This window comes from Streptomyces mexicanus, assembly GCF_902506575.1.
Classification (GTDB): domain Bacteria; phylum Actinomycetota; class Actinomycetes; order Streptomycetales; family Streptomycetaceae; genus Streptomyces; species Streptomyces mexicanus.
In genome coordinates, this window is the sequence record NZ_LR732594.1 from 1 (window position 1) to 4490 (window position 4490).

At 76.6% G+C, this 4490-nt stretch carries 3 protein-coding genes and 1 pseudogene; all 4 read left to right on the forward strand.

Features of this window, described 5'->3' with window-relative positions:
* Window positions 1–242 precede the first annotated feature (242 nt).
* The 4 genes and pseudogenes from GV126_RS32890 to GV126_RS32900 all read left to right on the forward strand — a co-directional run bounded on the left by GV126_RS32890 (window position 243) and on the right by GV126_RS32900 (window position 4441).
* Window positions 243–1025 (forward strand): ComEA family DNA-binding protein, encoded by a 783-nt coding sequence (locus GV126_RS32890; protein ID WP_419796070.1) that lies wholly within the window; start codon window positions 243–245, stop codon window positions 1023–1025.
* Window positions 1022–4006, forward strand: a complete 2985-nt coding sequence (locus GV126_RS32895) for a ComEC/Rec2 family competence protein (protein ID WP_438947886.1) — start codon at window positions 1022–1024, stop codon at window positions 4004–4006. The genes GV126_RS32890 and GV126_RS32895 overlap by 4 nt, the downstream gene beginning before the upstream one ends.
* 51 nt (window positions 4007–4057) lie before the next feature.
* Window positions 4058–4141, forward strand: a pseudogene (locus GV126_RS37240) (YceI family protein); the annotation flags it as partial.
* A 54-nt stretch (window positions 4142–4195) separates the two neighbouring features.
* Window positions 4196–4441: a hypothetical protein gene (locus tag GV126_RS32900; RefSeq protein WP_028422156.1), complete on the forward strand. Its 246-nt coding sequence runs from the start codon at window positions 4196–4198 to the stop codon at window positions 4439–4441.
* The last annotated feature ends 49 nt before the right edge of the window (window positions 4442–4490 follow it).

A 4490-nucleotide genomic window follows, 5' to 3' on the forward strand; every position in this document is an offset into this window, starting at 1 on the left:
GGCCGGCTCAGCCTCGGCCGTCCCGCGGGCCGTCCTGGGCACGGGGCGGGGACATCCCCTCGGCTCCGGCCCGCGGGACGGCCGAGGCTGAGCCGGCCGACGAGACGGGATCGGCCGACGAGACGGGATCCGCCGACGACATGGGCCTGGGAGAGACCGGCCCGGAGGCGACCGGTCCGGAGGTATCCGGCCCGGAGGTGTCCGGACCGGAGGCGTCCGGTCGGGACGGGGTCGGCTTGGATATGACCGGTCGGAGTGAGGTCGTTCTGGCCGGGGACGAGGTGCCGGGGCGGCGGGAGCGCGCCGGGCTCGTGTTGAAGGAACGGCTTCCCCTGTGGCTGCAGACACGGTGCGGTCTGGAGCGCCGTCATGTGGTCGCGCTGACGCTGGTGTTCGCCGTCGCCGCGGTCTTCGCCGTGCAGCACTTCTGGTCCGGCCGCACCCAGGCGGTACGGGCGCCCGAGGTCGTCCGCGGCGCCGCCCCCGCCGCCGGGCACGAGGACGGCACCCGCGCCTCGCCCGCGTCGGCCCCCGGCGCGGCTCCGCCGGGCGGAACCGGCACCTCGCCCGGACCGCAGATCGTCGTGGACGTCAGCGGCAAGGTCCGGCATCCAGGGATTCACCGCCTTCCGGCCGGTTCACGGGTCGCCGACGCGCTGCGCGCGGCGGGCGGGGCGCGCCCCGGCACCGACCTCAGCGGCCTCAACCGTGCCCGGTTCCTCGTGGACGGGGAACAAGTGGTCGTCGGCGGTCCGGTCCCGGCCCCCGGACCAGGAGTCGCGGGGGCGGCCGACGGAAGCACGGTCACCGCGGGCGCGGCCGGAGCACCCGCTGCCCCGGTGTCCCTGAACACCGCGACCGCGGAGCAGTTGGAGACCCTTCCGGGGGTGGGCCCCGTCCTGGCCCGGCACATCATCGACTACCGCACCCAGCACGGCGGCTTCCGCTCGGTCGAGGAACTGCGCCAGGTCACCGGCATCGGCGACCGTCGATACGCCGACCTGCGCGGCCTGGTGACGTCATGACCGCCCGCCCTCCGGTGACCGGCGCCCCTGCTGGGACCGGCTCCTCCGCTGTGACCGGGGACTCCGCGGCGACCCGCGCCTCCGCTGTGACCGGCGCGGACGGTCCGGTGGCAGCTGTCTCCCGCCCGCGTTCCCCGGTGCACGCGGCCTCCGGCCACCGGCTCGGTGCCTCTCACCCCCGCCAGGAGGGGCCGGCCGACCTCCGCCTGGTCCCGCCCGCGCTCGCGGCCTGGGTGACGGCCGCACTGGCCGTCGACGCTTCCGCTGCCTGGGTGATCGGATGCGTGACCCTGTGCCTGGCCGCCGCCGGCGTCCTCCTCTGGGACCGGTTCCGCGTCCGGCGGCGCATCCGGCGCGGCGGCGGGCGCCGCCCGGCGGAACGGCCACCGGAACCCACCGCGCCCCGCGCAGGAACCCGAACCCCCACCGGGGCACGAACCCGAACCCCCACCGGGGCACGAATCCGAACCCCCACCGGGGCACGAATCCGAACCACCTCCGGAGCCCGAACTCTGGCTCAAACCCTGACCCGAACCCTGGCCGGATCCCGACCGCCTGCCTGGGCACGCGCCTCCGCGGCCGCCGTGCTGCTCGGTGCCGCCGCTGCCGCCGCCTCGGCCGGGCTGCACGGGGCGGATCTGCGGCGCGGCCCCGTCCCGGCACTGGCACGGCAGGACGCCACGGTGACCGCCGAGGTGCGGGTGACCTCCGACCCCCGGCTCACCCGCCCCCGGGTCAGCGGCGACCATCTGACGCGGACCACCGTGCTGATCAGAGCCGAGGTACGGCGCATCGCACGGGCAGGTACGACCGGCGGGACAAGCATGATCGGCGGGGCAGGCACGATGGGCGGGACCGGTGCGACTCGCGTGACCGGCGCGATAGGCCCGACCGGTGCGACCGGTGCGACCGGTGCGACGGAGGCCGTGGTGACCCGGACCCGGACCCCGGTGCTGATGCTCGTCGACACGGGCACACCGGGGCAGGCGAGCACCGGCGTACGCGGCGGCGGGGACACCACCCCCCGCGGGCAGGAGGCGGCGCGGCGGTCGCCGTGGCTGGACCTGCTGCCGTCCACTCGGCTGCGGGTGACCGGCCGGCTGACGCTCCCGCTGGCGGGCGGCGACGATGTGGCGGCGGTGCTGCGGGTCCGAGGCCGGGCCGCGCCCGTCCTGGTCGGGCAGCCGTCCGGGGCGCAGTGGCTGGCGGGCCGGCTGCGCGCCGGACTGCGGGCGGCCACCGACGACCTGCCCGCGGACGCGCGGGCACTGCTGCCGGGCCTGGTGGTGGGCGACACCTCACGGATCACGCCCGAGCTGGACGAGGCGTTCAAGGACACGGACCTCGCCCACACCCTGGCCGTCTCCGGCAGCAACCTGACCATCCTCCTGGCCCTGCTCCTCGGTCCGCCCGGCCTGGCGCAGCGCGCCGAGCGCCGCGGCCTGGCACCGCGCCTGGGACTGTCGCTGCGGACCACCGCGCTGCTGGGCGGGGTGCTCACCGTGGGGTTCGTCGTGGTGTGCCGGCCCGATCCGAGTGTGCTGCGGGCGGCGGCGTGCGGGGCCGTGGCGCTGCTCGCCCTGGCGACCGGACGCCGCAGATCACTGATCCCGGCACTGGCGACCGCCGTCCTGCTGCTGGTGCTTTACGACCCTTGGCTGGCCCGCAGTTACGGCTTCCTGCTGTCGGTGCTGGCGACCGGGGCCCTGCTCACACTGGCACCCCGCTGGAGTGCCGCGCTGCGGCGACGCCGGGTGCCCGCCCGCCTGGCCGAGGCGCTCGCCGCGGCCGCCGCGGCGCAGGTGGTGTGCGCGCCGGTGGTCGTCGTGCTGTCGGGGCGGGTCAGCCTGGTCGCGGTGGGGTGCAACCTGCTCGCCGAGGTCGCGGTCGCGCCGGCCACCGTGCTGGGCTTCGCGGCACTCGCGGCCGCGCCGCTCACCATGGCGGTGGCCAAGGCGCTGGCTTGGTGCGCGAGTTGGCCCACCGGGTGGCTCGCGGACGTGGCCAGGGCCGGGGCCGCGCTGCCCGGCGGGGGAGTGGACTGGCCGGGCAGCTGGGCCGGGGCGTTGCTGCTGGCGGTGGTCACCGTGGTGGCCGTGCCGGTGGGCAGGCGGCTGCTCGCGCGTCCCTGGCAGTGCGGGGTGTGCGCGGTCCTCCTGCTGCTGGTGGTGGTGCAGCCGCCGCCGCTGACCCGGGTCATCACCGGCTGGCCGCCGCCGGGCTGGCGGTACGCGATGTGCGACGTGGGCCAGGGCGATGCGACGGTGCTCGCCGCCGGAGCGGGCACCGGGATCGTGGTGGACGCCGGACCGGACCCGAAGCTGGTGGACCACTGCCTGCGCGCGCTCGGCATCAGCAGGATCCCGCTGCTGGTGCTGACCCACTTCCACGCCGACCACGTGGCCGGCCTGCCCGGCGTCCTGTGGGGCCGCTCGGTCGGCGCGATCGAGACCACCGGCTACGACGAGCCCGCCGACCAGGCGGCGTTCGTCCGCCGGGAGGCGGCCCGCCGGGGCATCCCGCTCACCGTGGCCGCGGCCGGCGAGGAGCGGCGTATCGGCGACCTGGCCTGGCAGGTGCTGTGGCCGCCACCGCGCCCGTCCCCCGACCCGGACGACCCCAACGACGCCAGCGTCACGCTGCTCGTCCGCTCCGGCGCGCTGCGCCTGCTGTTGCTGGGGGACCTCGAACCCCCGGCCCAGCAGGAGTTGCTGCGGTCCGCGGAGGTGGCGCGCCTGGTGGGCGTGGACGTGCTGAAGGTCGCCCACCACGGCTCGGCCCACCAGAGCCCGGAGCTGCTGCGCCTGCTGGCCCCGCGCCTGGCCCTGATCTCCTGCGGGACGCACAACCTGTACGGGCATCCGGCGCCCGGCACGGTCGCGGCGCTGCGGGCGGAGGGCGCGGCGGTGCTGCGGACGGACCGGGACGGGGCGCTGGCGGTCACCGGCGCGGGGCACGAGCTGAGGGTGGCGCGGGACTGACCCGCTCGCGTGCCGGGTTTCCGCGATGTGGTCCGCAGTTGCCTCGACCGGCAGACGATGCTGGCCCGTGGCATCGCCGTGGTCGGCCCCACCATCGAGGTGGAGCTGGACATCCAGGTCGTGCCGAAGTCCTGAGCGGGTGAGGGGGCCCTTCCGGGGCCGTCGCGCGGGTGCCGGACAATGGCGTACGTGAGTGACGTGAGGCATGTGCTGGTGCTCCCGGACCGCGACGCCGCCGAGGAGGCGGCCGACGCCCTCGGGGAGCGGTTCGGGCTGGACGAGGAACCGCAGCTCGTCCGTGAAGCGCTGGCCGGGGAGGACGACGCCGAGGACGCCCAGTGGCTGCTGGTCCTGCGGGACGAGGAGGAGCGGCTGGACGCGGGCGAACTGGACGCGTTCGCGGCCCAGTGGGACGGCTGGCGCGAGGAGCCCTAGCCTCCCGGCCCGCTCCGGGTTCCCGAGAGCCACGATCCCCCCCCGGACC